Here is a 223-nt window from a genome sequence, read left to right as displayed (position 1 = left end):
GGCAGAGACGCAACAGGTTACCGTCCTGCTGGCGTTGCCGCACATGTATGCCAATGGCGGCAATTGCCTTAAACCCGGTGAACAGGCTGACCGCCCGGTACGTTACCGACAAGAGTGGGTGCCGGTACAGGATGAATTCAGTGACCGCAGTGAGTCGATGGCGGCGGCCCGTTATGCCGTCTCGCTGCGCGTTGACGGGATGGAAAACAGCCAGTATCTCACC

Annotated in this window: 1 protein-coding gene; it reads left to right on the top strand. The window is 59.6% G+C overall.

Annotated features, from left to right (window positions below; genetic code table 11):
• A partial coding sequence (gene tssK / locus ABR397_RS25760) for a type VI secretion system baseplate subunit TssK (protein ID WP_350307964.1) occupies window positions 1-223 on the top strand: 223 nt, incomplete at both ends.

Origin of the sequence: Photorhabdus viridis, from assembly GCF_040256935.1 — a bacterium.
Classification (GTDB): Bacteria; Pseudomonadota; Gammaproteobacteria; order Enterobacterales; family Enterobacteriaceae; genus Photorhabdus; species Photorhabdus viridis.
The sequence above is the reverse complement of the archived record's forward strand: the minus strand, read 5'-3'. Positions and strand labels throughout refer to the sequence as shown.